The organism is Streptomyces sp. NPDC005962 (genome assembly GCF_040629205.1).
Classification (GTDB): domain Bacteria; phylum Actinomycetota; class Actinomycetes; order Streptomycetales; family Streptomycetaceae; genus Streptomyces.
Window position 1 is genome coordinate 32991 of the sequence record NZ_JBEXVE010000013.1, and the last position, 24282, is coordinate 57272.

26 protein-coding genes and 1 pseudogene are annotated in these 24282 nt (G+C 70.9%); 11 read left to right on the plus strand and 16 right to left on the minus strand.

Features of this window, described 5'->3' with window-relative positions; all coding sequences use genetic code 11:
- Positions 1-37 precede the first annotated feature (37 nt).
- The 3 genes from ABZ370_RS22430 to ABZ370_RS22440 all read right to left on the minus strand — a co-directional run bounded on the left by ABZ370_RS22430 (position 38) and on the right by ABZ370_RS22440 (position 1566).
- Entirely contained in the window at positions 38-451 is a 414-nt protein-coding gene (locus ABZ370_RS22430) for an anti-sigma regulatory factor (protein WP_358623652.1), read from the minus strand.
- Positions 452-697: 246 nt separating this feature from the next.
- The gene (locus tag ABZ370_RS22435; protein WP_358623655.1) at positions 698-1237 is read right to left on the minus strand and encodes a GNAT family N-acetyltransferase; all 540 of its coding nucleotides are present in this window, start codon (positions 1235-1237) and stop codon (positions 698-700) included.
- Positions 1238-1305: 68 nt separating this feature from the next.
- The gene (locus ABZ370_RS22440) at positions 1306-1566 is read right to left on the minus strand and encodes a UBP-type zinc finger domain-containing protein (RefSeq protein WP_358623658.1); all 261 of its coding nucleotides are present in this window, start codon (positions 1564-1566) and stop codon (positions 1306-1308) included.
- Between the two features lie 85 nt (positions 1567-1651).
- Between ABZ370_RS22440 and ABZ370_RS22445 the strand changes: the two genes are divergently transcribed.
- Positions 1652-3262 carry a Na+/H+ antiporter gene (locus tag ABZ370_RS22445; RefSeq protein WP_358623661.1) on the plus strand — a complete coding sequence of 537 codons (1611 nt, stop codon included), beginning with the start codon at positions 1652-1654 and terminating at the stop codon, positions 3260-3262.
- 52 nt (positions 3263-3314) lie between these two features.
- Here ABZ370_RS22445 and ABZ370_RS22450 read toward each other — a convergent pair whose 3' ends face one another.
- Positions 3315-3905 carry an N-acetylmuramoyl-L-alanine amidase gene (locus ABZ370_RS22450; protein ID WP_358623664.1) on the minus strand — a complete coding sequence of 197 codons (591 nt, stop codon included), beginning with the start codon at positions 3903-3905 and terminating at the stop codon, positions 3315-3317.
- 169 nt (positions 3906-4074) lie between these two features.
- On the opposite strand from ABZ370_RS22450, the gene ABZ370_RS22455 reads away from it, so the two are divergent.
- The 3 genes from ABZ370_RS22455 to ABZ370_RS22465 all read left to right on the plus strand — a co-directional run bounded on the left by ABZ370_RS22455 (position 4075) and on the right by ABZ370_RS22465 (position 6097).
- Positions 4075-4986 carry a glutaminase gene (locus ABZ370_RS22455; RefSeq protein WP_358623667.1) on the plus strand — a complete coding sequence of 304 codons (912 nt, stop codon included), beginning with the start codon at positions 4075-4077 and terminating at the stop codon, positions 4984-4986.
- Between the two features lie 68 nt (positions 4987-5054).
- Complete coding sequence (locus tag ABZ370_RS22460) at positions 5055-5279, plus strand: hypothetical protein (protein ID WP_358623669.1); 225 nt, start codon at positions 5055-5057, stop codon at positions 5277-5279.
- On the plus strand, positions 5276-6097 hold the full coding sequence (locus ABZ370_RS22465) for a helix-turn-helix transcriptional regulator (protein ID WP_358623672.1): 822 nt from the start codon (positions 5276-5278) through the stop codon (positions 6095-6097). Before ABZ370_RS22460 ends, ABZ370_RS22465 begins: the two co-directional genes overlap by 4 nt.
- Here the strand turns inward: ABZ370_RS22465 and ABZ370_RS22470 are convergent.
- The 3 genes from ABZ370_RS22470 to ABZ370_RS22480 form a co-directional block, all read right to left on the minus strand.
- On the minus strand, positions 6034-6405 hold the full coding sequence (locus ABZ370_RS22470) for a VOC family protein (protein ID WP_358623674.1): 372 nt from the start codon (positions 6403-6405) through the stop codon (positions 6034-6036). The two genes, ABZ370_RS22465 and ABZ370_RS22470, sit on opposite strands and share 64 nt — an antisense overlap.
- Positions 6406-6471: 66 nt before the next feature.
- Entirely contained in the window at positions 6472-7410 is a 939-nt protein-coding gene (locus ABZ370_RS22475; RefSeq protein WP_358623677.1) for a beta-ketoacyl-ACP synthase III, read from the minus strand.
- Between the two features lie 142 nt (positions 7411-7552).
- Positions 7553-8239 (minus strand): HAD family acid phosphatase, encoded by a 687-nt coding sequence (locus ABZ370_RS22480; protein WP_358623680.1) that lies wholly within the window; start codon positions 8237-8239, stop codon positions 7553-7555.
- 302 nt (positions 8240-8541) lie between these two features.
- On the opposite strand from ABZ370_RS22480, the gene ABZ370_RS22485 reads away from it, so the two are divergent.
- On the plus strand, positions 8542-8916 hold the full coding sequence (locus ABZ370_RS22485) for an STAS domain-containing protein (RefSeq protein ID WP_358623682.1): 375 nt from the start codon (positions 8542-8544) through the stop codon (positions 8914-8916).
- 218 nt (positions 8917-9134) lie between these two features.
- Positions 9135-9611, plus strand: coding sequence for an STAS domain-containing protein (locus ABZ370_RS22490; protein WP_358623685.1), 477 nt, complete (start codon positions 9135-9137; stop codon positions 9609-9611).
- A 2-nt stretch (positions 9612-9613) separates the two neighbouring features.
- Here ABZ370_RS22490 and ABZ370_RS22495 read toward each other — a convergent pair whose 3' ends face one another.
- Both ABZ370_RS22495 and snpA read right to left on the minus strand, forming a co-directional pair.
- Complete coding sequence (locus ABZ370_RS22495) at positions 9614-9820, minus strand: hypothetical protein (RefSeq protein ID WP_358623687.1); 207 nt, start codon at positions 9818-9820, stop codon at positions 9614-9616.
- Between the two features lie 280 nt (positions 9821-10100).
- Entirely contained in the window at positions 10101-10766 is a 666-nt protein-coding gene (gene snpA, locus ABZ370_RS22500; RefSeq protein ID WP_358623690.1) for a snapalysin, read from the minus strand.
- A 267-nt stretch (positions 10767-11033) separates the two neighbouring features.
- On the opposite strand from snpA, the gene ABZ370_RS22505 reads away from it, so the two are divergent.
- Positions 11034-12095, plus strand: coding sequence for a LysR family transcriptional regulator (locus ABZ370_RS22505; protein ID WP_358623693.1), 1062 nt, complete (start codon positions 11034-11036; stop codon positions 12093-12095).
- Positions 12096-12181: 86 nt separating this feature from the next.
- Here ABZ370_RS22505 and ABZ370_RS22510 read toward each other — a convergent pair whose 3' ends face one another.
- From ABZ370_RS22510 to sodN, 3 genes are all read right to left on the minus strand, one after another.
- Positions 12182-13393 (minus strand): serine hydrolase domain-containing protein, encoded by a 1212-nt coding sequence (locus ABZ370_RS22510; RefSeq protein ID WP_358623695.1) that lies wholly within the window; start codon positions 13391-13393, stop codon positions 12182-12184.
- Between the two features lie 82 nt (positions 13394-13475).
- On the minus strand, positions 13476-15857 hold the full coding sequence (locus ABZ370_RS22515) for a SpoIIE family protein phosphatase (RefSeq protein ID WP_358624106.1): 2382 nt from the start codon (positions 15855-15857) through the stop codon (positions 13476-13478).
- A 114-nt stretch (positions 15858-15971) separates the two neighbouring features.
- Complete coding sequence (gene sodN, locus ABZ370_RS22520; RefSeq protein WP_358623697.1) at positions 15972-16367, minus strand: superoxide dismutase, Ni; 396 nt, start codon at positions 16365-16367, stop codon at positions 15972-15974.
- 177 nt (positions 16368-16544) lie between these two features.
- On the opposite strand from sodN, the gene sodX reads away from it, so the two are divergent.
- Positions 16545-17057, plus strand: a complete 513-nt coding sequence (gene sodX / locus ABZ370_RS22525) for a nickel-type superoxide dismutase maturation protease (RefSeq protein WP_358623700.1) — start codon at positions 16545-16547, stop codon at positions 17055-17057.
- Positions 17058-17101: 44 nt separating this feature from the next.
- Here sodX and ABZ370_RS22530 read toward each other — a convergent pair.
- A pseudogene (locus ABZ370_RS22530) lies at positions 17102-17590 on the minus strand (CGNR zinc finger domain-containing protein); the annotation flags it as partial.
- A gap of 101 nt (positions 17591-17691) precedes the next feature.
- On the opposite strand from ABZ370_RS22530, the gene ABZ370_RS22535 reads away from it, so the two are divergent.
- Entirely contained in the window at positions 17692-18468 is a 777-nt protein-coding gene (locus ABZ370_RS22535; protein WP_358623703.1) for a class I SAM-dependent methyltransferase, read from the plus strand.
- Positions 18469-18541: 73 nt separating this feature from the next.
- Here the strand turns inward: ABZ370_RS22535 and ABZ370_RS22540 are convergent, their stop codons facing one another.
- The 3 genes from ABZ370_RS22540 to ABZ370_RS22550 are packed head-to-tail and all read right to left on the minus strand — an operon-like array spanning position 18542 to position 21250.
- Entirely contained in the window at positions 18542-19303 is a 762-nt protein-coding gene (locus tag ABZ370_RS22540) for an amino acid ABC transporter ATP-binding protein (RefSeq protein WP_358623706.1), read from the minus strand.
- On the minus strand, positions 19303-20238 hold the full coding sequence (locus tag ABZ370_RS22545) for an amino acid ABC transporter permease (RefSeq protein ID WP_358623709.1): 936 nt from the start codon (positions 20236-20238) through the stop codon (positions 19303-19305). The genes ABZ370_RS22540 and ABZ370_RS22545 overlap by 1 nt, the downstream gene beginning before the upstream one ends.
- A gap of 49 nt (positions 20239-20287) precedes the next feature.
- Positions 20288-21250 carry an ABC transporter substrate-binding protein gene (locus ABZ370_RS22550; RefSeq protein ID WP_358623712.1) on the minus strand — a complete coding sequence of 321 codons (963 nt, stop codon included), beginning with the start codon at positions 21248-21250 and terminating at the stop codon, positions 20288-20290.
- Between the two features lie 513 nt (positions 21251-21763).
- On the opposite strand from ABZ370_RS22550, the gene ABZ370_RS22555 reads away from it, so the two are divergent.
- A complete protein-coding gene (locus ABZ370_RS22555; protein WP_358623714.1) occupies positions 21764-22996 on the plus strand; it encodes an NADP-dependent malic enzyme in 1233 nt (410 codons plus the stop codon).
- 148 nt (positions 22997-23144) lie between these two features.
- The gene (locus ABZ370_RS22560) at positions 23145-24107 is read left to right on the plus strand and encodes a zinc-binding dehydrogenase (protein WP_358623717.1); all 963 of its coding nucleotides are present in this window, start codon (positions 23145-23147) and stop codon (positions 24105-24107) included.
- Positions 24108-24282: the final 175 nt, after the last annotated feature.

The window sequence follows — 24282 nt, forward strand, 5'->3', positions numbered from 1 at the left end:
CGCGATGATGCAGTGCTCACGGAGCCCCCTTTGTCCGTCACGGCTGTCCGGGGCCGGCGCCGCGCTCCTTGTACAGGCTGATGGTGACCGTACGGTCCTCGGCGACGGTCGAATCCACCTTGCCCGCCAGTGCGGAGAGCACTGTCCAGGCGAAAGTGTCGCGCTCGGGGGCGCGGCCGTCGGTGGTCGGAGCCGCCACGGTGACCTGCAGTGCGTCGTCGATCAGTCGGAAGACGCAGCTCAGCACACTGCCGGGGACGGCTTGCTGCAGCAGGATCGCGCAGGCCTCATCGACCGCGATACGCAGATCCTCGATTTCGTCGAGGGTGAAGTCCAAGCGGGCTGCCAGGCCGGCGGTCGCCGTCCGCAGTACCGACAGATAGGCCCCCGCAGCGGGCAGCCGGACTTCCACGAAGTCCTGGGTCCCGGGCTCGCCTGCGATCTGGGACACCCTCACCTCCAAGGTGACACAAGCTGTTTGAGCTGAGCTGATTGGAGCGTCGGCCATATGCCCTTATGGTGGAGGGGTAACGGACCGGCGCGATGTGCGGTTCGGCTGCGACGCTATCGCGATCTGCCACTCGGTGTCGCCCGGACGAAGCACGGCCCCCGTCACGGGTGAACCCCTGAGATGAACATTCCCGATATCACTCATAGTAAGCATATGAGTACGCAGCGTGGCTAGGGGTCTGCGGTCTCAATTCGAAAGAGATGTCGCCTCACTCAACGAACCGCTGGTCGAAGCTATGCCCGGAGCCTGGGCGGCCAGTGCCCGCAGCGGCTCTCCCGACAGCCTTCGCACGGTCCATTCGTCCATCGGCTGCGCGCCGATGGACGCGTAGAAGCCGATCGCGGGTTCGTTCCAGTCCAGCACCGACCATTCGAAGCGGGCATAGCCCCGCTCCACGCAGATCCGTGCCAGCTCGGCCAGCAGCGCCTTGCCGTGGCCGCCGCCGCGGGCCCGCGGTGTGACGTACAGATCCTCCAGATACACCCCGTGGGTGCCCGTCCAGGTGGAGAAGTTACGGAACCACAGGGCGAAGCCGACCGGCTCGGCCGCTCCGGTGCCGGTCTCCTCCGCGATCAGCGCGAACACCGCCGGATGCGCACCGAAGAGCGCGGTGTGCAACTGCTCCTCGGTGGCCTTGGCCTCCCGCGGCGCCCGCTCGTACTCGGCCAGCTCGCGGATCATCGCGAGGATGGCCGGGACGTCGGACGGCTTCGCTGAACGGATCATGTGGTGAAGGCTAGCTCGCCGCACCGACAACGCGGCAGCCGATTCCCGCGGCGGGTGTCCGCCGAGGGCTAGACGATCACCATGTCCACATAGCACCAGCGCCAGTCCTCGCCCGGTTCGAAGCTGCGCATCACCGGGTGGCCGGTCGTTTCGAAATGCCCGGTGGAGTGTCGATACGTCGATGAATCGCAGCACGCCACGTACCCGCACTCCAGGCATTTCCGGAGCTGCACCGGATGGCAGTCGAGCGCCAGGCACTCCGGACAGGTCATGGCCTGTGGCTCCGGTTCGGGGCGCGGCAGGGCCGGAACATGGGTGCAGTCCCTCATGATGGCCAGACTAAACCGCGGACGTGATGGCTGACGTCGCGGCGGGCGGGATGGCTGACGTGAGGAATCGGGACGGGCCGGGGCGATGGACGTAACTCCGCTGTTGATGCTGGTCGCGGTCAGCGCGGCCATCGCGGGCGCGGCCCGGCGCACCCCGGTGCCCGCGCCGCTGCTGCTGGTCGCGGCCGGACTGCTCGCCTCGTACGTCCCCGGGGTGCCGGACTACACCCTGGAGCCGGACATCGTGCTGCCCCTGGTGCTGCCGCCGCTGCTGCACACCGCCGCGCTCGACAGCTCCTATCTGGACCTGCGCGCCAATCTGCGGCCGGTGGCGCTGCTGTCGTTCGGCTATGTCCTGTTCGCCACGTTCGCGGTCGGCTGGATCGCCTATCTGCTGGTGCCCGGGCTGCCGCTGACCGCCGCCCTGGTGCTGGGTGCGGTCATCGCCCCGCCCGACGCGGTGGCCGCCTCCGCCATCGCCCGGCGGGTCGGCCTGCCCTCCCGGCTGACGACCATCCTCCAGGGCGAGTCCCTGGTCAACGACGCGACCGCGATCACCGCTTACCGGGTGGCGCTCGCCGCGGCGGTCGGCGAGGGCGCCACCTGGACTCATGCGGCGGGGGAGTTCGTGCTCGCGGCGCTCGGCGGGGTCGGCGTCGGCCTGGTCCTGATGGTGCCGCTGCACTGGCTGCGGACCCGGCTGCGCGATCCGCTGCTGCTGAACGCCCTCTCGCTGCTGATCCCGTTCACCGCCTACGCGGTCGCCGAGGCGGTCGAGGCGTCGGGCGTGCTGGCGGTCGTGGTGGTCGCGCTCTACCTCGGGCACCACTCCTGGCAGGTCGACTTCGCGACCCGGCTCCAGGAGGCGGCCGTCTGGAGGATGATCGGCTTCATCCTGGAGTCGGCCGTGTTCGCGCTGATCGGACTGCAACTGCGGCTCGTCGTGGGCGGTCTGGGGGAGTACGGGGCGGGCGAGGCGGCGTGGTACGCGGCCGTGGTCTTCGTGACCGTGGTGGCCGCGCGGTTCGTATGGGTCTTCCCCGCCACCTTCCTGCCGCGCAGGCTCTCCCGCCGCATCCGGGAGCGCGAGGCCGATCCCGGATGGCAGGGGCCGGTCGTCGTCGGCTGGGCCGGGATGCGCGGAGTGGTGTCCCTGGCCATCGCCTTCTCGATCCCGGTAACCGTGCACGGCGGAGGCGGCTTCCCGGCCCGCAACCTGATCCTCTTCCTCACCTTCACCACCGTCATCGGGACGCTGGTCCTCCAGGGGCTCACCCTGCCCGCCCTGATCCGGGCGCTGGGCATGCCGGGCCCCGATCCCCAGGCCCAGACGCTCGCCGAGGCCCAGGCGCAGGCCGCCGCGTCGCGGGCCGCCGAGAACCGGCTGGACGAACTCCTCGCCGACGAGCGCAACACGCTGCCGCCGCCGCTGGCCGACCGGCTGCGCAATGTGCTGGAACGGCGCCGCAACGCGGTGTGGGAACGGCTCGGCACGGTCAACGAGGTGACGGGGGAGTCGGCCGACGACACCTACCGCAGGCTCGCGCGCGAGGTGATCAGCAGCGAGCGCGAGGTGTTCGTGAAGCTCCGGGACGCGCGCCGGATCGACGACGAGATGCTCCGTACGCTGCTGCGCCGCCTGGACCTGGAGGAGGCGGCCGCGTACCGCGAGGAGACCGCGGAAGGCGGGCCCTGAGCGCTGTCCGCGGTCAGGGCCCGCCCGGAGTCCGCCTCTTCCCGGGGCGGCTCTACTTCAGCCGCTCATGGACGCGGGCGCGCATCGAGTCCATCGAGAAGCCCCGGGGGTCGATCTTGCCGGGCTGCCATTCGAGATGGCCGATCACCGACCGCTCGGTCCAGCCGTGGCGGCGGCAGACCGCCGCCGCTGCCCGGGCGATCGCGTCCAGTTGGGCCTCGGGCCACGGGTCCTTGCCGTCGCCGAGGTTCTCGCATTCGAAGCCGTAGAACGCGCGATTGCCGTCCGTGTTGGCCTCGTTGTCGGGCGGGAGCGTCTTCTCGGCGATCACGGCGCGCAGGACGTCGTCGTCGCCGAGCCCCGCGTGGTTGGCGCGGCCGTATCCGACGAGGTGCACTCCGCCGTCCTTGGCGATCACACCGTGGCACAGCGGGCCGGGCAGCTCCTCGTCGCCGTCGCGGCAGATCTCGACGGTGAGGTCGGTGCCGGAGGTGACGGTGTGGTGGACCATCACACCGTGCACGCCGCCCCACGGTCCCTTGTGGTTCCGGTTGTGGTTCCGCCAGTCGCCGACCTGCACCACGCGCAGGCCCTCGTTCTTCAGTACCGCCAGGAAGTCCCCCGCGGACATGGGTGAGGCCATGACCGCCTCCGTTCTGATCGTGCGGCGGGCGCCGGTCGCGGCCCACCTGTATCACCGTATGTTTACCCAAAAACACGGTGGGTCATCGAGTCCTGGTTGAGGGGCGGTCGAGAGCGGCCGTTATGGTGCGTCTGATCCGCTCGACGACGCGCAGGAGAGCCACCACACCATGCACTACCAGGACGTACTCGACGAGGTCGCGGCCCATGTGGCGCCACATGTCGGCCGGGGGCAGGTGGCCCAGTACATCCCCGCGCTCGCGGCGGTCGACCCGGACCGCTTCGGCATCGCCCTCGCGGACGTCGACGGCAACGTCACCGGTGTCGGCGACTGGCGGCGGCCCTTCTCCGTGCAGTCCATCTCCAAGGCGTTCGGCCTCGCGCTGGTCCTCGCGCAGGACGGCGAGAAGCTGTGGTGGCGGGTCGGCCGGGAGCCCTCGGGCAACCCCTTCAACTCCCTGGTGCAGCTGGAGCACGAGAACGGCATTCCACGCAATCCGTTCATCAACGCCGGTGCCCTGGTCGTCACCGACCGGCTGCACAGCCTCACCGGCGACGCCAGCACCACCATGCTGGACTTCCTGCGCGCCGAGAGCGGCAACCCCGATCTGGCCTTCGACCCGGACGTCGCCGAATCCGAGTCCGGCCACGGCGACCGCAACGCCGCCCTCGCGCACTTCATGGCGAGCTACGGCAACCTCGACAACCCCGTACCGACCGTCCTGGAGCACTACTTCTGGCAGTGCTCGATCGAGATGAGCTGCCGCGACCTGGCCCTCGCGGGCGGTTTCCTGGCCCGCCACGGGCTGCGCGCGGACGGTTCCCGGCTGCTGTCGCGGAGCGAGGCGAAGCGGGTCAACGCGGTCATGCTCACCTGCGGGACGTACGACGCGGCGGGCGACTTCGCGTACCGCGTCGGGCTGCCCGGCAAGAGCGGTGTGGGCGGCGGGATCATCGCCGTCATCCCCGGCCGGGGCACGCTGTGCGTATGGAGCCCCGGTCTGGACGCCCGCGGCAACTCGGTGGCCGGGGTGGCGGCGCTGGACCACTTCACGACGGTGACCGAATGGTCGGTCTTCTGAAGGCGCCCAGGGTGGCGCCGGGCCGGTGGCGGCGGGAGCATGGTGGTGTAAGCAGGAGGTGTGGCGCCATGCAGCACGAAATGCGCGCGGAGTACGAGGAGGGCAGCTCCGGGCGGGTGGCGGGCGCGCCGGTCAAGATCTGGCACATGGTCCGGGGCAACGGTACGGCCGCGATGTGCGGACGTGAGCTGGCCCCGGACGCCGAGACGCAGGCGGCGGACCTGTGGGCCACGGGCGACTCCGGGCCCTTCTGCCACTCCTGCGGCGCGATGTATCTGCGCGAGGTCCCTTGAGCGACGCCGGGACGGACACCAGCGACTACCGGGAGCGGGTGTCGCGGCTGGGCGGCGGCGCGGTGGTGTGGTCCCGCACCGTCGGGGCCGGGCCGCAGCGGATACTGCCCGACGGCTGTACGGACCTGATCTGGGCCGACGGCGCGCTGCTGGTCGCCGGGCCCGATACCCACGCACATCTGGCGGACGGGCCCGCGGGGACGCGCGCCGTAGGGCTGCGCTTCGCCCCGGGGGCCGGGCCCGCCGTGCTGGGCGTACCCGCCTGTGAACTGCGCGATCAGCGGGTGCCGCTGGCCGCGCTCTGGCCGGAGGCCGAGGTGCGGCGGCTGGTGGAGCGGGCCCTAGGCGGGCACGTCGGGCAGGCCGGGCAGGTGGCGCAGGTGCTGGAGGCCGTGGCGCTGGACCGCCTGAGGGACGCGGAGCCCGCCGATCCGGTGGTCGGCGAGGTCGTGGCGGGGCTCTCGGGCGGGCGCAGCGTGGCGGAGGTGGCCCGGGTGGTGGGCCTGGGCGCGCGGCAGCTGCACCGGCGGTCGCTGGCGGCCTTCGGGTACGGGCCCAAGACGCTGGGCCGGGTGCTGCGGCTGAACCGGGCGCTGGAGCTGGCACGCGGCGGGATGCCGTTCGCGGAGGTGGCGGCGGTGACCGGGTACGCGGACCAGGCACATCTGGCGCGGGAGGTGCGGGGCCTGACGGGCGTCCCCCTGGGCGGGCTGCTGGGGCCCGCACAGGGTCCGCGGGAGCCGGTCGGGGGCCGTCAGCCGGGGAGCGGGGCGAACAGGGCGACGTCGTTGCCGTCCGGGTCCAGGAGGACCGCGTAGCGCTGGCCCCAGAAGGCGTCCCAGGGCTCCTTGGAGCCCCGTACGCCCGCTCCCGTGAGCTTGGCGTACGTGGCGTCCACCTCGGCCGGGCTGTCGCACAGGAAGGCCAGTTCCATCCGTCCCGGCCCGCCGGGCGGCGGGGCCTCGGCCGCGTCCCAGAGCAGGCGCGTACCGCCGGGGAGGGCGGCCTCGGCGTGCGGCTGGGCGTCCGCCTCGGCGGGGATGTCCAGGCCGAGCATGCGGTAGAACGCGAGGGAGGCGGCCATGTCCGCGACGGTCAGGCCGATCGCGTCGAATCGTGGTGTCATGCGGGCAGCGTAGGCAGCCCGCGATCCGCCGGTCTTGAACGAATCGGACACCGTCACGAGCTGCCCCTAGGGGCAGCTGATGACCTGGCCGCCGTACGACAGGTTGCCGCCGAAGCCGAACAGCAGCACCGGGCTTCCGGACGGGATCTCGCCGCGTTCGACCAGCTTGGACAGGGCGAGCGGAATGCTGGCCGCCGAGGTGTTCCCGGAGTCCACGACATCGCGCGCGATCACCGCGTTGACCGCGCCGAGCTTGCGGGCGACCGGTTCGATGATCCGCAGGTTGGCCTGGTGGAGCACGACCCCGGCCAGGTCCGCCGGTTCGATCCCGGCCCGGGCGCATACGTCGCGGGCTATGGGCGGCAGCTGGGTGGTGGCCCAGCGGTACACGGACTGGCCCTCCTGCGCGAAGCGCGGCGGTGTGCCCTCGATACGGACGGCGTTGCCCATTTCGGGCACCGAACCCCACACCACCGGCCCGATGCCCGGCTCCTCGGCCGCCGTCACCACGGCCGCGCCCGCGCCGTCGCCCAGCAGGACGCAGCTGGAGCGGTCGGTCCAGTCGGCGGCCTCGGTGAACTTGTCCGCGCCGATGACCAGCGCGGCGGTGGCCGATCCGGCCCGTATCGCGTGGTCGGCGGTGGCGAGGGCGTGGGTGAATCCGGCGCACACCACGTTGATGTCCATCGCGACGGGGCAGGCCAAGCCCAGCCGGGCGGCGACGCGGGCGGCCATGTTGGGGCTGCGGTCGATCGCGGTGGACGTCGCGACGAGCACCATGTCGATGTCGGTGGAGGCGAGGCCGCTGTGGGCCAGGGCCTTGGCGGCGGCCGCCGCGGCCATCTCGTCCACCGTCTCGTCGGGGCGTGCCACATGGCGGGTGCGGATTCCGACCCGGGATTGAATCCACTCGTCGCTGGTGTCGACCATGGCGGCGAGGTCGTCGTTGGTGAGCACCTTCGCGGGCTGGTAGTGGCCGAGCGCCCGTACGCGTGAACCGGTCATCCGCCCAGTCTGCGGGGCAGCCCTGTCCGTCCGATGCGCGGGCTGGTGCCAACGTATCGGCCGCAGATCTGGAGCTTTCTGCCTATCCAGCAGGCGGTGGCGGCTTTCTGTGCGGGCCGCCACCGCGCTCGGACCACCGCGGTCAGGACAGCTGGCCGTCGTAGTCCGGGAGCTTGAACGTCTTCTCGGCGTGGCCGCCCACCAGGTCGGAGGGGCTGTTGCCGATGTTGGCGATGATCGTGTAGCCCTTCTTCTCGATCTCCGCGCGCTTGGCCGTCTTGTACGCGCCGACCTCGTCGAAGAGGTCGGGGAGGCTGCGCACGTACAGCCCGGCCACCGGGTAGCCCGCGTTCTCCAGGTTGAACCGGGTGGGCAGGGTGAGGATGTCCGGGCGCGCGGTGACGAAGAAGAGGTCCACGCCGCGGGAGTGCGCGTAGGTGGCGAGCTGGAGGACCGGCTCCACGGCGGGCGCCGGGTAGCTGAACTTGAAGTCCGACTCCAGCGAGGTGTTGTCGATGTCGAGGACGATGGCCTGCTTCTGGCCGCCGGGGTTCTGGGTGCGCTGCTCGACGTAGGGGCGGGCCTGGTCGATGACGGCCTTCACATCGCGCTTCCAGGTCTCGTAGTCGACCTTCGCGGCGGCGGTGGCGGTCCCGGCGGTGGCGGCGGTCCCGATCGCGGTGCCGGTGGCGGTTCCGGTGGCGCTCGGCGTGGCGGTCGGCGTGGGTGCGGCGCTGGCCGTCGTGGCCGTACCGCCCAGGCCGATGGCGATGGCCACGGCCACCGTCGTCACGCCGAGCCGTCGTGATCGCACGCGTGCTGCAGTCATGGGTTCCGTCCCTCGTCGTCGTGTCGAAGTGTGTGCCCGGGGGGCATGTTCACGTTTGACGGTGGACATGAGAAGACCGCTGCGTTTACTGATGAGTAACGATTCGCGCGGAGTGGGCTTTCCGGACCCGAAATAGGCCAACGACACGTGCCGTGGCGTTCTTTGACTGGTCAGCCGATAGATGGGTATGTCATGTACTGAAGGGCCGACCTGGACCCCGGCGGTGCACGCACCCCGCCCGGACGTCGTGTTACCCCCAGAGCTCCGGTGTCGCGCGCCTCCACCCTGCCGAGGAGGCTTGCATGTTCGATGATCGGCCCGCCTTCGGTGTCCGTGTACGTGTGCTGGGCGGTGTCACGGTCGCCGAGGTCGCGGGAGAGCTGGACATCTTCGCCGCGGGACGGATCTCCGCACGGCTCGATTCCCTGGCCCGTACGGGATGTCCGGATCTGGTGCTGGACCTGCGGCGGGTCACCTTCCTGGACTGCGCCGGAGTGTCATTACTGTGCCGGGTGCGCAACCGTGTGCTGGAGCGGGAGGGCAGGCTGCGGCTGGTCATCGTCGACCCGCGGTTCCTGCGGCTGCTGCGAATGGTCCGGCTGGAGGACGCCTTCGAGGTGCTGGAGGATCTGACACCGGCGGTCGCGAGTGCGGGGAACGCACCGCCGGGCGTCTGATGAGGCGTCAATGGGAAGAAAAGAAATTCACTCGAACGAGGGTATTTCCCCGAGGGAATGCCGCGTCCCTCTCTCTGTAACCGACGGTCACCCCCTTACGCTCGCCTGCACGTCACCCAGGGCCCGGCGGAACCGCACCCGATGCTCCACTCTGCCCGCTTCCGGGAGTCCGAGGACGGTGAAAAGGGGGCAGTGTGCCGTTCCGAGGGGAATTCGTGATGTCGCAGCAAGGCGCTCCCCGTGGCGCACCCATGCCGCAGGGGGCGTCGCACGCGACGCCGGACGCCGCGCCGGGTGCCGACGCGGCCGCCGGTGACTTATGCCGCCTGCCGGACCATCCGGACCCGGCTCCGTACGCCCGTACGTCCCGGGTCGGCGGACGCACCGTCGTGGCGCTGTACGGCGAGATCGACATCGCCGGGCTGGCGGCCGTCGGCCCGGCGCTGGACGCCGCCACGGGCGCCGCGGCGCCCGAGGTGGTGGTCGACTTGCGGCCGACGGCGTTCTTCGACTGCTCCGGTCTGGGGCTGCTGTGCCGCGCCCATCGGCGGGTGGCCGAGCGCGGCGGCCGGTTGCGGCTGGTGTGCGACGACCCGCTGATCCTGCGCACCCTGCGGGTGGGCGGACTGCTCGATGTGCTGAGCCCGGTGGCCACGCTGGAGGAGGCGGTCGGTGACCCGCCGGGTGAGGAGTGACGTCAGACGCGCGGCGGCGCCACCCGGTGGTCCCGGTGCGGCCGCCCGTGGCCCTTGCCGCGGTGGCGGGAGCGGTGGTGGCGGGCCGGGACATCGCTGTGGCGGTCGGCCTCGATCTTGTTGCCGGTCTGGGCGTTGACCCGGTGGATCAGCAGCACACCCACGGCGATCATCGCCAGGATCACGGCCACGGTGACGACGGTCTCCATGGTGTTCACTCCCTGGGGCCGGGCCCCGGCCTGGAAGGATTCCGGCCGAAATGGGCGAAACCTTGGTGACTACACCGTACCTCCGCCCGCAGGCGGGAGCGCCCCGCGTGCACCGGCCGGTCCGCGGGCGGTGTGCACGGGAAACACCGGCCGCCCGCACCGGCGTCGGGGGACCGGGTGCGGGCGGCGTGCCCTGATCAGTGGCTCAGGGGTTCACGGGTGGCTCGGGTGCTGAGCTGCCGAGGTGTTCAGGTGCCCAGGTATTGAGGTGTTGACGTGTTCAGTGGGTCTTGGCGAGGTCCTTCTTCAGGGCGGCCAGGCCGTTCGCCCACAGCTGGTTCACCCGGCTGATCTCGGCCTGGTTGGGCTGCGAGTTCGTGCAGGACGTCCCCGGGCCGCCACCGGACATCAGCTCGCTGCACGGGCCCGTGTAGTGGTCCGGCAGACCGAGCACATGGCCGGTCTCGTGCGCGGTGACCCGCGTGGAGTCGTACTGCTGGTTCTGCTTGTAGTCCAGGAAGACGTAGCCGCTGCCGTGGCCGTTGGTGCTCGCGTACGACCCTCTGGAGTCGTTGCCCTCGCGGTAGGTGAAGTCGGGGCTGCTGCCTTCCCGCAGCTTCACGTTGGTCACCGCCGCGTTCCATATCTGGGTGCTGCGCGCTATCACCGACTTGAAGGTCGGCGCCTGGCTCGCGCTGTAGGTGACGGTGACCGCGGCGGCCGCGCTGGGCGCCTTCGCCCGCTTGGCCAGCGCCGACTTCATCACGGCCTTGATGAAGGCGTCGGTGTCGGCCTTGTCCTCGGCGCCCGGGACGTACCCCGAGGTCGAGGTGGTCGTGGCGGACCGGGTGTGGTCGGGCGTGGCCGCCGACGCGGGCACGGCGGCGAGGCTCGCCGCCAGACCGAGGCCGAGGGTCGCGGACAGCGCCAGCTTGGGAAGTGTCACGTGGGGGGCTCCTCATCGTCCTCGGGCCCCGGCCGCCGTGTGGGGCGCGGCGGCGGGAGCCCTGGGATGAACTCTTGGTGCCGCAGAGTCTTGAGGAGATCCGGCGTGGCGCGGAGATGCCAACCGGCGATAGCCCCATGGCATATCCCGCCATCGGGCGGGCTGATGGGCTGTCCGGGCCGATGTGCCGACTCGCCCCGCAGAAAGGGGAATTGGCGCGGTTTCAGTGTCTGGTGTGACGTGCGAGGGCGCCGTTATGCTCCCGCCGTGGAGCTCGAGGTGAGGCACCTTCGTGCGCTGTGCGCCATCGCCGACACCGGCAGCCTACGGAAGGCGGCGCGGCAGCTGGGCATGACCCAGCCCTCTTTGACGACGCAGCTCCGGCGCATCGAGAACACCGTCGGCGGCCGGCTGTTCTCGCGGGAGGTCACCGGCAGCCGCCCCACCCCGCTCGGACGGTCCCTGCTGAACCGGGCGCGGCCCATAGTGGCCGAGATGAACACCCTGGTCAGCGAGGTCCGGCTGGAGGTCGGGCAGAGCGCGGGCGAAGCCCTGCGCATCGGCAGCACCGGCAGCCGTGCCGTGGTCGGATGGCTGCGCAGGCTCCGCGCCCGGTTCCCGGACACCGATACCACCATCCACATCGACGTGTCCGCGAACGCGCTGCTGGAGATGGTCGCCGCGGACCAGCTCGACGCCGCCTTCGTCCACGAGGTCGAGGGCACCCCGCTGCGGGTTCCCGACGGTGTGCGGCGCCGGGTGCTGCTGGCCCGCGAGCCGCAGTTCGTGGCCCTCGCCGAGACGCATCCGGCCGCCGCCGCACCACTGGTGCGGCTCACGGACCTCGCCGACGACCAGTGGATGGTCGACCCCGCGGGGGACGGCGAAGGGGCGGGGCTGCGCCGCGTCCTGGCCGCCGCCGGGCTGAACCCGCGGGTGGTGTACGGGGACTATCTGACCGCCGCCGATCTGGTCGCCTCCGGTGAGGTGGTCGCCCCCTGCCAGCCCACGGCCCGGTCGCGTCCGGGCATGGCAGTGCGGCCGCTGCACGGGGACCCCCTGGTGGTCGGGCTGTACCTGGCCTCGCGCGCGCCGGACACGGGCGCCCGTGACACGGGCGCCCCTGACGCGGGCGCCACGGCCGTCTCCGCCGACGTCGACGCGCTCTACGCCGACTTGGAGACCGCGTACCTGGAGATCGCCTGGGGGAGCGAGGCCTACCGCCAGTGGCTGCTGCGCAACGACAGCCCGCTGGTGCGGGTCCGCGACGCCCGTACGCCGGTCCCGGTGCACGACATCGGCCTCGCGGGCCCGTCGGACGGCGCGTAACCGGATCTCGGCCGCGTCGGTGGCCCCCGGCCGCCCCGGCACCGCCCCGGCCGTCCCGGTTCCGTCTCAGCCGCCCCGGGGCCGCCTCAGTCGTCGATCGCCTGGTAGGCCAGGGTCCAGAAGTCGAGGTACAGCGGGGAGAACAGCGGGAATTGCGCGCGCTGGGTCAGCAGGACCGCCACCATCTCCTCCGCGGGGTCCGTTGCCCATGACGTGCCGAATCCGCCGTCCCAGCCGAACTTCCCCGGCACCGCCGCGACGCCGTCCCGCCCGGTGACCACGGAGACCCCGAACCCCCACCCCAGGTTGTCCCACGCCCCGGGAAGGAGGCCGGACACCGCCTTCTGGGCGGGCGTCAGCTGGTCGGTCGTCATCAGCTCCACGGACGGCCGGGACAGCACGCGCCCGCCACCGCCGCCCCGCCCCCGGTCCAGCATCATCCGGCCGAACGCCAGGAAGTCGTCGACCGTGGAGACCAGGCCCCCGCCGCCGTCCGGGAATGCGGGCGGGGCGGCCCACCGGCTGTCCTCGGCCCCGTCGTACCGTTCGAGCTTCCCGGTCGCGGCGTCGGGGAGGTACGAGGTGGCCAGCCGGCCGAGCTTCTCCCGTGGCACGTGGAAGCCGGTGTCCGCCATGCCCAGCGGTTCGAAGATCCGCTCCCGCAGGAAGTCCTCCAGCGGGCGGCCGGTGGCCCGCGCGATGAGCACGCTCAGCACCTGGGAGCCGGTGTGGTACAGCCACCTCTCGCCCGGCTGGTGCATCAGCGGCAGGGAGCCCAGGCGCCGCATCCACTCATCGGGCTCCGGCACCCCGCTCGGGTCCGGCATCCCCACCCAGATCCCCAGCTCCTGGGCGGCGCGGGCCACCGGAGCGGTGTCCTCCGGGGCCGTCAGCAGGCCGAAGCCCAGCCGGAACGTGAGCAGATCGCGCACGGTGATCGGGCGGACCGCCGGAACGGTGTCCTCCAGTGGTCCGTCGATCCGGCTGAGCACTCTGCGGTCGGCCAGCTCCGGCAGCAGCCGGTCCACCGGGTCGTCCAGCCGCAGCACGCACTCCTCGACCAGGATCATCGTGGCGACCGCGATGACCGGCTTCGTCATCGAGGCGATCCGGAAGATCGTGTCCCGGCGCATCGGGTCCTCGGCGCCGACCGTCTTCGTACCGATCACATCGACCTGGGTCTCACCGCGCCTGCTGAGCGCCGTGATGAGACCGGGCGCCTCGCCCCGGTCGACATGGCGGGCCATGACGTCGTGCATCCGGCCCAGCCGCGCCGTCGAGAATCCTCCGGTACCCATGCGCGTGTCCCCCCTCTTCGTCGAATGAGAGCTGCCCGTGAAGACTCCCACAGGGCACTGACAGGCCCCGGCGAGCGATGGATCAGCCCAGGTCGGGCGGTGCGCCGGGCAGTGGCTGCTCCGCCCAGATCGTCTTGCCCTCGGCCGTCTGCCGACTGCCCCAGCGACGGCTGAGCTGGGCCACCATCAGCAGCCCGCGGCCGCCCTCGTCGAAGGTGCGGGCCCGGCGCATGTGCGGGGCGGTGTTGCTGGCGTCGGACACCTCGCAGATCAGCGAGTGGTCGTGGATCAGGCGCAGCTGGATGGGCGGGACCGCGTGCCGGATGGCGTTGGTGACCAGCTCGCTGACGACCAGTTCGGTGGTGAACACCGCCTCGTCCAGCCCCCAGTCGGTCAGCCGCTGGGTGACGTCCTTGCGGGACCGGGCGACACAGGACGGGTCGGCGGGCACGTCCCAGGTGGCCACGTGCGCCGCGTCCAGGGCGCGGGTCCGGGCGAGGAGCAGGGCGACGTCGTCGAGCACACCGTGCTCGGGCAGCAGCGCGCGCAGTACGGAGTCACACGTGCCCTCCAACGAGGCGGCGGGGTGGGCCAGCGCGTCGGCCAGCAGCACGCGCCCCTCGTCGACGTCCCGGTCCCAGCCGCCCACCAGACCATTGGTGTAGAGGGCGAGCACGGTGTGCTCGGGCAGTTCGAGCTCCATCGCCTCGAACGGCAGCCCGCCGACCCCGAGCGGCGGGCCCACCAGCAGCGGTACGAATTCCACCGGACCGCCGGGGGTGACCACGGCCGGTGCGGGATGGCCGGCCGCGGCCATGGAGCAGCGGTGCGACACCGGGTCGTAGACCGCGTACAGGCAGGTGGCGCCGATGTCCCCGGTGGCCTCTCCGCCCCCGGTCTCCGCGGACAGATGGATCACCAGGTCGTCGAGGTGGGTGAGGAGTTCGTCCGGCGGCAGATCGACGTCGGCGAGGGTGCGTACCGCGGTGCGCAGCCGCCCCATGGTGGCCGAGGCCTGGATGCCGTGGCCGACCACGTCGCCCACCACCAGGGCGACCCGCGCCCCGGACAGTGGGATCACATCGAACCAGTCCCCGGCCGCCGAAGTGTACGGCCCGGCGGGCAGATAGCGGGAGGCCACCTCCACCGCCGACGGCCGGGGCACCGCCTGCGGCAGCAGACTGCGCTGGAGGGCCAGCGCGGTGCCGCGTTCCCGGGTGAAGCGGCGTGCGTTGTCCACACAGACCGCGGCCCGGGTGGTGATCTCCTCGGCCAGCAGCACATCGTCCTGGGTGAACGGCCCGGGGGTGCGATGGCGGCTGAACACGGCCACCCCGAGGGTCGTTCCCCTCGCCCGGATCGGCACCGCCATGATCGAGTGGATGCCGAACTCCTGGATCTTGGCGCCGCGGGCCGGTTTGAGGGCCACCCACGCCCGGATGACGGGGTCGTCGGTGGCGTAGATGATGGGCCGCCCCGCCACCAGGCACTCGGCCATCGGCGAGACCTCCGGGTAGGTGTCCACCTGCCCCGGCCCGACCACCGCCTCCGGAGCCGTCTCGTAGACCGACCTGTGGGCGGCGCGGCGCAGCACGATCGGGCCGGTGAGCGGTCCGGGCGGCAGCTCCTCGTCCTGGTCGAGCCGGTCCAGCAGATCGACGGTCACGAAGTCGGCCAGCCGCGGTACGCATACGTCGGCCAGCTCCTGCGCGGTGCGGTCGATGTCGAGCGTGCTGCCGATCCGTACGCTGGCCTCGCTCAGGAGCACCAGCCGCTGCCGGGCCCGGTACTGCTCGGTGATGTCGTGCGCCGCCAGGCATACGCCGTGGACCTCGCCGTCCCTGGCCTTCAGCGGCGCGAAGTGGGCCGACCAGGCGTGCTCCCGCTCCTCGCCGCCGGTGCGCGGATACGTCTCCACATGGCGCCGTTCGCCGGTCCGCAGCACATGCCGCATCAGCGCTTCGAGCCCCTCGCTGCGGAGCTTCCCGCCGATGTCCGTGAGCCGCAGCCCCTGGAGGTCGCCCTCGGGAAGGCCGATGACGCGCGTCATCTCGGCGTTCGCGTTGCGCAGCCGCAGATCGGTGTCGTAGACCGCCATGGGGCAGGGGGACTGGGCGTATGCCCAGGTCAGGAGCGTCGCGTCGGAGGGTGCCGGGGTGTCGTCGGCGGGCATCGGGGCGACCAGCAGCCAGCCGTCCCCGGTGCGGTGGGCCAGCAGTGCCACCTCCACCCGGCGCCCGTCGCGGTGGCGCAGCGCCAGCGTGCCGTCCCAGCGCGCCCGTACCTCCCGGGCCCGTGCCATCACGCTCCAGACGGGCTCGGCCAGCAGCACCGCGGCGGACCGCCCCACCACCTCCGACGGCGGATATCCGAGCAGCCGTCGGGCACCGTCGTTCCAGCCGGTCACCGTCGCATCGCCGCTGACGGTGACGCGCGCCGCGCCCGCTTCGTCCACGTGTTCCAGTATGGGCGTTGTGCGAAGAGCCGCAGCAGAGAAGCGTCGTAGGAAAAGAAGACCGCACCCGGCCGCGGTGGCGTGCCGGGTGCGGGCAGGGGACCTCTCGGCCCCGGGGCCGGGTCAGGCCTTCTTGGTCTCCCAGAAGATCTTGTCGATCTGGGCGATGTAGTCCAGAGCCTTCTGGCCCGTGGCCGGGTCGGTCGAGCCCTTGGCGGCGCTGAGCGCCTTCAGGGCCTCGTTGACCAGCTGGTGCAGCTCCGGGTACTTCTCGAAGTGCGGGGGCTTGAAGTAGTCGCTCCACAGCACCGAGACATGGTGCTTCGCCAGCTCCGCGCGCTCCTCCTTGATGACGGTGGCGCGGGCGCGGAAGTGCGGGTCCTCGTTGGCCTGGAACTTCTCCTGGACGGCCTTGACGGACTCGGCCTCGATGCGGGCCTGGGCCGGGTCGTACACGCCGCAGGGAAGGTCGCAGTGGGCGCTGACCTGAACCTTGGCGGCGAACAGGCGGGAGAGCATAGAGCTGTCCTTCCATTCGTGATCGTCTTCTCAGGTGCGAGATTACTCCGTGTGGGAAGGCTTTTCTCGGGCGGGCCGGGAGGCTTAGGTCAAAAGTCCGGTGACACTCAGGGGTGTCCACCGCGGTGACCTGCGATGGTGAGGGTGAACGGTGGCGTACGGACCGGAGGTGCCGTGATGCGGGAGCAGCCGCGTGATCGCGGGCAGGAGAGCGATCGCGAGCAGCACGGACTGCTGCGGATGGGGCTGGCCGAGGTGTACAACCCGTCGATGCGGCCGTCGTTGTATCCCGGCGACCAGCTGGTGGTGCGGTACGGGGTGCCGGTGCGGCCGGGGGACGTGGTGGTGCTCCGGCATCCCTTCCGGCAGGACCTGCTCATCGTCAAGCGCGCGGTGGAGCGGCGCGAGGGCGGCTGGTGGGTGATGGGGGACAACCCGGCCGTGGAGAACGACAGCCGGGAGTTCGGGGTCGTACCGGACGAGCTGGTGGTGGCCCGCGCGTGGCTGCGGGTGCGGCCGCTGCCGGGGCGGCCCGGGGTCCGGGGTCAGCGGTCGATGGCGGGGCTGCTGTCGTGGGCGGCGTCGGCGGTGCGGCCCGTACGGTCGCGCTCGCGGGCCAGGGGCTTCGCGCTCGGGGCGGGCGCGGAGCCGGCCGGGCGGCCCGCGTCGAGGCGCTTACGGGCGCGGTAGGCGGCGACGTTGGCGCGGGTGGCGCAGCGGTCCGAGCAGTAGCGCCGGGATCGATTTGTCGACGTGTCGAGATAGGCGTTACGACAGGGCGGGGCCTCACAGATGCCCAGCCGGTCCGCGCCCAGTTCGGTGAGGTGGAACGCGAGCCCCATGGAGGCGGTCGCGGCGAACCCGGCACCGGCGTTGGCGGCGTAGTCGGCGATGTGCATGTGCCAGTCGGGGCGGCCGTCCTCGTCCCGCAGCTCGTGCCCGGAGATCTGCGGGCTCACCGGGAACTCGATGAGCAGCGCGTTGAGCAGGTCCACGGCCAGTACCTCGTCCCCGTCCGCCGCCGCCTCGAAGACCGCGCGCAGCCGGGCCCGGACCGACCGCAGCCGGGTGACGTCGGCGTCCGTCGCGCGCCGGGCCGCCTGCCGGCTCTCGCCGAAGAGGGTGCGCACGGCGTCGACCGAGGTGAGCGCGTCGGTGCCGCGTGCCGGCTCCTCGCTGTTGACCAGACGCACGGCGAGATCTGAGTAATAAGCCAGTTCCACTTGTGGTCCTTACCGGGGCGGGTCTAGGGTCGGTTCGGTCAGGTTGGGTAATGGGCGCTCTAGGCGCCAGGGTATTACGGACGACGACGTGGAGGAGAGCGATGACCGACACCCTCGCCGCGGCGGACTGGCAGGCGTGGCAACGGAGCTGGGACCGGCAGCAGGAGTGGTACCTCCCCGATCGTGAGGAGCGGTTCCGGGCGATGCTCGACGCGGTCGAGGCGCTGGTCGGACCGGAGCCGAGAATCCTCGACCTCGCGTGCGGCACGGGCAGTATCTCGGATCGGGCGCTGCGCCGCTTCCCCGGCGCCACCAGCACCGGCGTCGATCTGGACCCCGCGCTGCTGGCCATCGCGCGCGGGCACTTCGCGGTGGACGGCCGTATCACCTTCGTCAGCGCGGACCTGCGCGATCCGGGGTGGACGGAGCGGCTGCCGCACCCCACTTACGATGCGGTACTTACAGCCACGGCCCTTCACTGGCTGCGCTCCGATGAACTGCGGACGCTGTACGGCCAGGTGGCGGGCGTGGTGCGGGACGGCGGGGTGTTCCTGAACGCCGACCACATGCCGGACCCGGACACGCCCCGGCTCAACGACGCCGACCGTACGTACCGCAAGGAGCGGCAGGCGCGGGCCAGGGCCGAGGGCGCCCAGGACTGGGTGGACTGGTGGGACGCCGCCGCGGCGGACCCGGTGCTGGCGGAGCCCGTCGCCGAGCGGTTCACGATCTTCGGTAATCCGGCGGACGGCGACCACGCGGACGGCGAGACGCAGCCCGCCGCCTGGCACGCGGACGCGCTGCGCGAGGCGGGGTTCGCCGAGGCGCGCCCGGTGTGGTGCTCGGTCTCGGACGCGATGGTGCTCGGGCTCAAGTAGGCGCCCGGGCGCACGTAACGGCGCGAGGGCGGTACGGAGCCTCATGCCCCGTACCGCCCTCGTACCGTGATTCCTAGAGCACCTTCGACAGAAACGACTTCGTCCGCTCGTGCTGCGGGTTCGTCAGCACCTCGCGCGGAAGGCCGGACTCCACGACCACGCCGTCGTCCATGAAGACGACCGAGTCCCCGACCTCCCGGGCGAAGCCCATCTCATGCGTGACGACGATCATCGTCATGCCGTCCTCCGCGAGCCCGCGCATCACATCGAGGACGTCCCCGACCAGCTCCGGGTCGAGCGCCGAGGTCGGCTCGTCGAAGAGCATCAGCTTCGGCTCCATGGCCAGCGCCCGCGCGATCGCGACCCGCTGCTGCTGGCCGCCGGAGAGCTGGGAGGGGTAGTTGCCCGCCTTGTCGGCGAGGCCCACCCGGTCCAGCAGCTTCAGCGCGCGCTCCCGTGCGACCGCCTTGGTCTCCCGCTTGACCTGCATCGGCGCCTCGATGACGTTCTCCAGCGCGGTCATGTGCGGGAAGAGGTTGAAGCGCTGGAAGACCATGCCGATGTCGCGGCGCTTCGCGGCGACCTCGCGGTCCTTCAGCTCGAAGAGCTTGTCGCCCTTCTGCCGGTAGCCGACCAGGTCGCCGTCCACGTACAGCCGCCCGGAGTTGATCTTCTCCAGGTGGTTGATGCAGCGCAGGAAGGTGGACTTCCCCGAGCCGGACGGGCCGATCAGGCAGAACACCTCACGCGGGGCGACCTCCAGGTCGATGCCCTTGAGGACCTGCACGGCGCCGAAGGACTTGTGGACGCCCTCGGCCTTCACCATGGCGTTCATTACGCTCCCATCCCCTGGCGGTTACGGCCGGACAGCAGGCTGACCCGGATGCGCTGCAGCGGCGTGGCGGGCAGGTTCCGGGTGGTGCCGCGCGCGTAGTACCGCTCCAGGTAGTACTGGCCCACGCTCAGCACCGAGGTGAGGATCAGGTACCAGGCGGCGGCGAGGAAGAGCATCTCCGCGGTGGCGCCGGAGTTCTGGCCGACCTCCGAGGTGGCCTGCAGCAGGTCCCAGTACTGGACCGCGATCACCAGCGAGGTGGTCTTGAGCATGTTGATGAACTCGTTGCCGGTCGGCGGCACGATCACCCGCATGGCCTGCGGCAGGACGACCCGGCGCAGGGTCTTGGTGTGGCTCATGCCCAGCGCCTGGGCGGCCTCCGTCTGGCCCTCGTCGACGGACTGGATGCCCGCCCGGCAGATCTCCGCCATGTACGCGGCCTCGTTCAGCCCGAGGCCCAGCAGGGCGGCCAGGAACGGGGTCATGAAGTCCGACCACTCGTCCTTGTAGATCGGCATGATGTTGATGTAGTGGAAGACCAGCCCCAGGTTGAACCACACCAGCAGCTGCACATAGACCGGGGTGCCGCGGAAGAACCAGATGTAGCCCCAGGCGATGGAGGACGTCACCGGGTTCTTCGACAGCCGCATGACGGCCAGGACGACGCCGAGGGCCACGCCGACCACCATCGAGAGGATGGTGATCCAGATGGTGTTGCGGACGCCCTTGAGCACTTCCTGGTCGAAGAAGTAGTCCGGGATGGCGGCCCAGTTCACATCGCCCTTGGCGAAGGCGTAGACGAGCGTCACCAGCAAGGCGATGGTGACGACCGCGGAGATCCAGCGGCCGTAGTGCCGCACCGGGATGGCTTTGATGTTCTCCGGTGCGGGAGACGGGGTGCCGACGGGCCCCGTCTTATCGAGCTTCGTTGTCACGGATGAGTGCCTTTCAGCGCGAGCGCGCGAGCTTCAGGGTCGGCCGGGGTCACTTGCCGCCGTTGATGATGGCCTTGGCGACCGCGCCCTCCTTGACGCCCCACTTCGCGACGATCTTGTCGTAGTCGCCGTTCGCGATGATGAGGGCGAGCGCCTGCTGGAGGGCGTCGCGCAGCTCGGTGTTGTCCTTGGAGGTCGCGATGCCGTACGGGGCCGCGTCCACCTGCTCGCCGACCAGCTGGAAGTCCTTGCCGCCGCCGGAGGTCTTCACCGCGTACGCGGCGACCGGGAAGTCGCTGGAACCGGCCGCGGCACCCCCGCCGCGCAGCCGGGTCTGGGCCTCGGTGTCATTGCCGAACGCCTCGACCGCGATCTTCTTCTTGCCGCCCTGCTCGCACTTCTTCGCCTCCGACTTGGCGAGGTCGTGCGAGACGGTGCCGCGCTGCACGACGATCTTCTTGCCGCAGAGGTCGTCCCAGGTCTTGATCCCCTGGTCGTCGCCCTTCTTGGTGTAGATCGAGACACCGGCGGTGAAGTAGTCGACGAAGTCGACGCCCTCGCCGGCCTTCTTGCCGGTGTCGGGGTCGACGCCGTCCTGGCGGCCCTTGTTGTCGGTCATGGCCGACATGGCGATGTCGTAGCGCTGCGACCGCAGACCGGACAGCAGGGTGTCGAACGTGGCGTTGTTGAACTCGAACTTGACGCCGAGGACCTCGCCGAGCGCGTCCGCCAGGTCCGGGTCGAGGCCCATGACCTTGCCGTTCTTCTTGAACTCGACCGGCGGGTAGTTGATGTCGGAGCCGACCTTGACCACACCCGCGTCCTGGATCTTCTTCGGCAGCTTGCTGAAGAGCGGCCCCTTCTCGGCGGCGTTGCTGGAGTTTCCCTGCTTCGCCTTGTCGGTCTGGTCGCCACAGCCCGTCAGCAGCAGGGCGCCTACAACCGCGACGGCGCCGACAGCGGCCGTCCGGGACTTCGTGGTGACCCGACGGCGCGTAAAGCTGGCGGTCATGCTGGTTCCTCCGGCAGGGTGAGGGGGTGTCCGAGGGTCGGGAACACGTGTGTGGGTGTCGCGATCTCGTGTGATTGGGGCATCTTGCCATCTGGACGGACACGCCCGGGCTGCCTTCCATGTCAAAATCGGATAACGGGCGATCCCCGTGGTGCGCAGGAAACGGACACCGGGCTGTACAGCCCAGGTGTGGGGAGCGGTACGAAATTGTGATCATGCGGCGAATGACGCGTGAAGGCAGCATGCATATCCGAGGCTGCTTCGACCGCTTCCGACGGTTATGAGAAGTTTCCGAACACCACCGAAGCGGAAGCCGTTCGTTCAGGGCACACGCTTCCGGTAGAACAGACGGCTACCCCCCTCATCCGGGGCTCAGGACGCGAGTGCGACGCGTCCGGCGTCCGTATCTGACTACGCGTGGCAGATATCTGCCCCGCGGCACCGGACGCGGTGCCCGCCCGCTCCGAACCTGGGGCGGTTACCCTCGACAGAAAACGACAAAGGGGTCAAAAAGTGGCAGCGGAGATGGTGAATCCTCGCAGCGACAAGGCAGGCGACAGCGGCGAAGGAGCCGACGGAGTGACCGACGGAGAGCCCTTCGATCCCGCGTTCGCGCTGCACCGCGGCGGCAAGATGGCCGTTCAGGCGACCGTGCCCGTGCGCGACCGGGACGATCTGTCCCTCGCCTACACGCCGGGCGTCGCGAAGGTCTGCAGCGCGATCGCCGAACAGCCTGAGCTCGTCCATGACTACACCTGGAAGTCCCAGGTCGTAGCCGTGGTGACGGACGGCAGCGCCGTGCTCGGGCTCGGCGACATCGGCCCGGAGGCATCCCTTCCGGTCATGGAGGGCAAGGCGATCCTCTTCAAGCAGTTCGGCGGTGTGGACGCGGTGCCCATCGCGCTCGACTGCCGGGACGTGGACGAGATCGTCGAGACCGTCGTCCGGCTCGCGCCCTCGTTCGGCGGCGTCAATCTGGAGGACATCTCCGCGCCCCGCTGCTTCGAGATCGAGCGCAAGCTCCAGGAGCGCGTCGACATCCCGATCTTCCACGACGACCAGCACGGTACGGCTGTCGTCACGCTGGCCGCGCTGCGCAACGCGGCCAAGCTGACCGACCGCGCCCTCGGCCAGCTGCGCGCCGTCATCTCCGGCGCGGGCGCCGCCGGCGTGGCCATCGCCCGGATTCTCACCGAGGCGGGCATCGGAGACGTCGCGGTCTGTGACCGCAAGGGCGTCGTCTCCCCGGACCGCGACGACCTCACCGACGTCAAGCGCGAGCTGGCGGGCTTCACCAACAAGGCCGGGCTCACCGGTTCGCTGGAGACCGCGATGGACGGCGCCGACGTCTTCATCGGCGTCAGCGGCGGCACGGTGGCGGACGAAGCGGTCGCGAAGATGGCGCCCGGCGCCTTCATCTTCGCAATGGCCAACCCCAACCCGGAGATCCACCCCGACGTCGCGCACCAGCACGCGGCCGTGGTCGCCACCGGGCGCAGCGACTTCCCGAACCAGATCAACAACGTGCTCGCCTTCCCCGGCATCTTCGCCGGTGCCCTCCAGGTCCGGGCCTCCCGGATCACCGAGGGCATGAAGCTCGCCGCCGCCGAGGCGCTGGCCTCCGTCGTGGCCGACGAGCTGAGCGCGGACAAGGTCATCCCGTCGCCGTTCGACGAGCGGGTCGCCCCGGCCGTGACCGCGGCCGTGGCCGCCGCCGCCCGCGCGGAGGGCGTGGCGCGCCGCTGACCTCAGCGGCAGTGCCGGAGCAGCGGTAAGGGCCGGGCCGTCCACGAGACGGCCCGGCCCGGCTGTTGCCCGCTGTCGCGGGCCGGGCGGTGTGACTCACATCGCGGCGTGGTTCCGTCGTTTCTTCCTGCGGCCTATGGTCGGGATCATGTTCGCTGCCTACGCCGCACGTATCGACCGCGACCAGCCGCTCAGCGGCCTCGAACTGGGCGAGCGCCCCGAGCCGGAGGCGCGACCCGGCTGGACGACCGTCAACGTCAAGGCCGCCTCGCTCAACCACCACGACCTGTGGTCGCTGCGCGGGGTCGGACTCGGCGAGGAGTCGCTGCCGATGATCCTCGGCTGTGACGCCGCCGGGATCGACGAGGACGGCAACGAGGTCGTCCTCCACTCGGTCATCGGCCAGAGCGGTCACGGCGTCGGACCGCGTGAGCCGCGCACCATCCTCACCGAGCGCTATCAGGGCACCTTCGCGGAGAAGGTCACCGTCCCCACCTGGAATCTGCTGCCCAAGCCCAAGGAGCTGTCGTTCGAGGAGGCCGCCTGCCTCCCGACGGCCTGGCTGACCGCCTACCGCATGCTGTTCACCAACGCGGGCGTACGGCCCGGCGACAGCGTGCTGGTGCAGGGCGCGGGCGGCGGTGTGGCCACCGCCGCGATCGTGCTGGGCGCCGCCGCCGGGCTGCGGATGGTCGCGACCAGCCGGGACGAGGCCAAGCGCAAGCGCGCGGTCGAACTCGGCGCCGAGGGGGCGTACGAGCCGGGGGAGCGGCTGCCGCGGCGGGTGGACGCGGTGATCGAGACGGTCGGCGCCGCGACCTGGTCGCATTCGGTGAAGTCCCTCAAGCCGGGCGGCACCCTCGTCATCTCGGGCGCCACCAGCGGGCCCAACCCGCAGGCCACCGAGCTGAACAGGATCTTCTTCCTGGAGCTGAAGGTCGTCGGGTCGACGATGGGCGGCAAGGACGAGCTGGAGGACCTGCTGAGCTTCTGCGCCGCGCGGGGAGTGCGGCCGGTGATCGACTCGGCGCTGCCGCTGGACCGGGCGCGCGAGGGGTTCGAGAAGATGGCGGGCGGGGACCTGTTCGGCAAGGTCGTGCTGACGGTCTGACTGGCTGGCGGTCCGGCGGTCCGGCGGTCCGGCGGTCCGGCGGTCTGACTGGCTGACGGTCTGCGGCCTCATGGCCTGACCGGCGGTCAAATATGGCGCCCATTGCACACTGGTTCGATCGTCCGCGGTCGATAGTGACGCATTGCCGTTACTCTCCGTAAAAGTCCTGGTGCTC

Coding starts and splice junctions, on each gene's coding strand:
- ABZ370_RS22435 (WP_358623655.1), bottom strand. CDS start 1,237: ATGATCCGTTCAGCGAAGCCGTCCGACGTCCCGGCCATCCTCGCGATG.
- ABZ370_RS22440 (WP_358623658.1), bottom strand. CDS start 1,566: ATGAGGGACTGCACCCATGTTCCGGCCCTGCCGCGCCCCGAACCGGAG.
- ABZ370_RS22445 (WP_358623661.1), top strand. CDS start 1,652: ATGGACGTAACTCCGCTGTTGATGCTGGTCGCGGTCAGCGCGGCCATC.
- ABZ370_RS22450 (WP_358623664.1), bottom strand. CDS start 3,905: ATGGCCTCACCCATGTCCGCGGGGGACTTCCTGGCGGTACTGAAGAAC.
- ABZ370_RS22455 (WP_358623667.1), top strand. CDS start 4,075: ATGCACTACCAGGACGTACTCGACGAGGTCGCGGCCCATGTGGCGCCA.
- ABZ370_RS22460 (WP_358623669.1), top strand. CDS start 5,055: ATGCAGCACGAAATGCGCGCGGAGTACGAGGAGGGCAGCTCCGGGCGG.
- ABZ370_RS22470 (WP_358623674.1), bottom strand. CDS start 6,405: ATGACACCACGATTCGACGCGATCGGCCTGACCGTCGCGGACATGGCC.
- ABZ370_RS22475 (WP_358623677.1), bottom strand. CDS start 7,410: ATGACCGGTTCACGCGTACGGGCGCTCGGCCACTACCAGCCCGCGAAG.
- ABZ370_RS22480 (WP_358623680.1), bottom strand. CDS start 8,239: ATGACTGCAGCACGCGTGCGATCACGACGGCTCGGCGTGACGACGGTG.
- ABZ370_RS22485 (WP_358623682.1), top strand. CDS start 8,542: ATGTTCGATGATCGGCCCGCCTTCGGTGTCCGTGTACGTGTGCTGGGC.
- ABZ370_RS22490 (WP_358623685.1), top strand. CDS start 9,135: ATGTCGCAGCAAGGCGCTCCCCGTGGCGCACCCATGCCGCAGGGGGCG.
- ABZ370_RS22495 (WP_358623687.1), bottom strand. CDS start 9,820: ATGGAGACCGTCGTCACCGTGGCCGTGATCCTGGCGATGATCGCCGTG.
- ABZ370_RS22510 (WP_358623695.1), bottom strand. CDS start 13,393: ATGGGTACCGGAGGATTCTCGACGGCGCGGCTGGGCCGGATGCACGAC.
- sodN (WP_358623697.1), bottom strand. CDS start 16,367: ATGCTCTCCCGCCTGTTCGCCGCCAAGGTTCAGGTCAGCGCCCACTGC.
- sodX (WP_358623700.1), top strand. CDS start 16,545: ATGCGGGAGCAGCCGCGTGATCGCGGGCAGGAGAGCGATCGCGAGCAG.
- ABZ370_RS22535 (WP_358623703.1), top strand. CDS start 17,692: ATGACCGACACCCTCGCCGCGGCGGACTGGCAGGCGTGGCAACGGAGC.
- ABZ370_RS22540 (WP_358623706.1), bottom strand. CDS start 19,303: ATGAACGCCATGGTGAAGGCCGAGGGCGTCCACAAGTCCTTCGGCGCC.
- ABZ370_RS22550 (WP_358623712.1), bottom strand. CDS start 21,250: ATGACCGCCAGCTTTACGCGCCGTCGGGTCACCACGAAGTCCCGGACG.
- ABZ370_RS22560 (WP_358623717.1), top strand. CDS start 23,145: ATGTTCGCTGCCTACGCCGCACGTATCGACCGCGACCAGCCGCTCAGC.